The organism is Dietzia sp. UBA5065, from assembly GCA_002415925.1.
In the GTDB taxonomy this organism is placed as follows: domain Bacteria; phylum Actinomycetota; class Actinomycetes; order Mycobacteriales; family Mycobacteriaceae; genus Dietzia.
Map to the genome: position 1 here is coordinate 5,967 of DIAZ01000088.1, position 2,589 is coordinate 8,555.

Annotated in this window: 1 protein-coding gene; it reads left to right on the forward strand. The window is 72.8% G+C overall.

Features of this window, described 5'->3' with window-relative positions; genetic code table 11:
- Positions 1-2,589, forward strand: a 2,589-nt coding sequence (locus tag B4M60_RS06685) for an Rne/Rng family ribonuclease (protein ID WP_414646753.1), incomplete at both ends; no start/stop codon positions are given.

Below are 2,589 nucleotides of genomic sequence, written 5' to 3' on the forward strand. Positions count from 1 at the left end.
CGCCGCCGAGAAGAAGGCCCCCGCCCGGACGGCGCCGGCCCGCCGGCCGCTGCCCGAGATGGCGATCGTCACCGGTGAGGTGGGGACGGTGGAGACCGGCAACAGTCGCCGTCGATCCACCGCGACCCCCTCGTTCTCGCCGCTGTTCCTCTCGCCCGAGGAGACCGCCGCCAGGGCAGAAGAGGATCGACCCGCGCGGACGAGACGAGCGGCGACCGACGCCCCCCGGTCCGGCACCCAGCGGGACGACCGCGCCGCCACCGAGACCACGGAGGAGGCGGACCCCCGGGAGGACGCCGACACCACGGACGAGCAGGACGAGACCGGCGACGCCGCTGCCCGCCGCCGCCGCCGGGGTCGCCGCGGCCGCGGCCGCGGACGTGGCGAGAACGCCGATGAGCAGACCTCGGGGTCCGACGAGGACGGGGACGCCGCCGAGGGCGACGGGGACCGGGCCGCCTCCGGCTCCTCTGACGACTCCACGCGCCCGGCCGACGGATCCGCGGACGACTCCGACGGGCGGGACGACTCGGACGGGCAGGACGACTCCGACGGGGACGACTCGGACGGGTCCGAGGAGTCGTCGTCGGGATCGCGTAGGCGGCGGCGTCGTCGTCGTCGTAGCGGGAGTTCCGCCGCGGACGACGGTCAGTCGTCCGGCGACGACCAGCCCCAGCCGGACGGCTCCGACCGCGAACCGCGCCGCCGCCCCGCACGGGGGGGACAGGGCGCCGACACGTCTGCGGATGAGGTCCAGGGCATCACCGGCTCGACGCGACTCGAGGCCAAGCGTCAGCGCCGCCGCGACGGCCGGGACGCCGGCCGCCGCCGGCAGCCGATCCTCTCCGAGTCCGAGTTCCTGGCCCGCCGTGAGTCCGTCGACCGCGTGATGGTGGTCCGGGAGAAGCAGCGTGCCGACGGCGAGGGGGTCATGACCCAGGTCGGCGTGCTCGAGGACAAGGTGCTCGTGGAGCACTTCGTCACCACCGAGTCCGCGCGCTCGATGGTGGGCAACGTCTACCTCGGCCGCGTGCAGAACGTGCTCCCGAGCATGGAGGCGGCGTTCGTCGACATCGGACGCAACCGCAACGGCGTCCTGTACGCGGGCGAGGTCAACTGGGAGGCCGCCGGGCTCGGCGGGAAGGCCCGGCGGATCGAGCAGGCCCTCAAGCCCGGCGACATGGTGTTGGTGCAGGTCACCAAGGACCCGGTGGGGCAGAAGGGCGCCCGCCTGTCCACGCAGATCTCGCTGGCGGGACGCTTCCTGGTCTACGTGCCGGACGGGAACTCCACGGGCATCTCCCGCAAGCTCCCCGACACGGAGCGTCGTCGCCTCAAGGCCATTCTCAAGGACGTCGTCCCCGAGGGGTCGGGTGTGATCATCCGGACCGCGGCGGAGGGCGTCAGCGAGGAGGAGATCGGCCGCGACGTCGAACGCCTGGCCACCCAGTGGAACGAGATCGCCGAGGCGTCCGCCAAGCGGACCGCCTCCGGTTCCGGGTCCCCGGTGGCCCTGTACGAGGAACCCGACCTGCTGGTCAAGGTGGTCCGGGACCTGTTCAACGAGGACTTCACCAAGCTCGTCATCCAGGGGGACACCTCGTGGGACACGGTCCACGACTACGTCTCGCGAGTCGCGCCCGAGATGGTCGAGCGGGTGCAGCGGTACGACAACCCCGACGTGGACGTGTTCTCCACCCATCGCGTGGACGAGCAGCTGGCCAAGGCGCTCGACCGCAAGGTGTGGCTGCCGTCCGGCGGCTCGCTGGTGATCGACCGCACCGAGGCCATGACCGTGATCGACGTGAACACGGGCAAGTACACGGGCTCGGGCGGCAACCTCGAGGAGACGGTCACGAGGAACAACCTCGAGGCCGCCGAGGAGATCGTGCGCCAGCTGCGCCTGCGTGACGTGGGCGGGATGGTGATCATCGACTTCATCGACATGGTCCTGGAGGCCAACCGCGATCTCGTCCTGCGCCGTCTCACCGAGGCGCTCGGGCGCGACCGCACCCGGCACCAGGTCTCCGAGGTGACCTCGCTGGGACTGGTCCAGCTGACCCGCAAGAAGCTGGGAACCGGGTTGGTCGAGGCGTTCTCCACCCCGTGCGAGCACTGCCAGGGCCGCGGGTTGATCGTGCACGCCGACCCGGTCCACACCGAGTCCCACAACGCAGACGAGCCCGGTGCGCGTCGCGGCCGCCGCCGCGGCGGCAAGGGAGGGGACCAGGGTCAGGTCGACGGCTCGGCGGGTGGTTCGTCGTCCTCGACCGCGCCCAAGCAGGCCCCGAGAAAGGACGGACCCGCTCCGGCCGCACATCCGGCCGCGTTGGCCATCTCGCGCCAGGAGGCCGAGCGGGCCGCCGCCGAGTCCGAGGCGACTGCCGANNAGACGAGGCCACGACCCCGGACTCCGGTGTCGCCGACTCGTCGGCAGGGGAGAGCACGCGTCCGCCGCGCCGCCGGCGGCGTTCGACCCGCCGCCCGGCGGACGGGACGCCCGAGCCCGGGACCGCTGTCGAGGACGAGAACGCGGTCGAGGACGGGACCGGCACCCCGGTGGTGGAGGCCACCGCCACCGCTACCGAC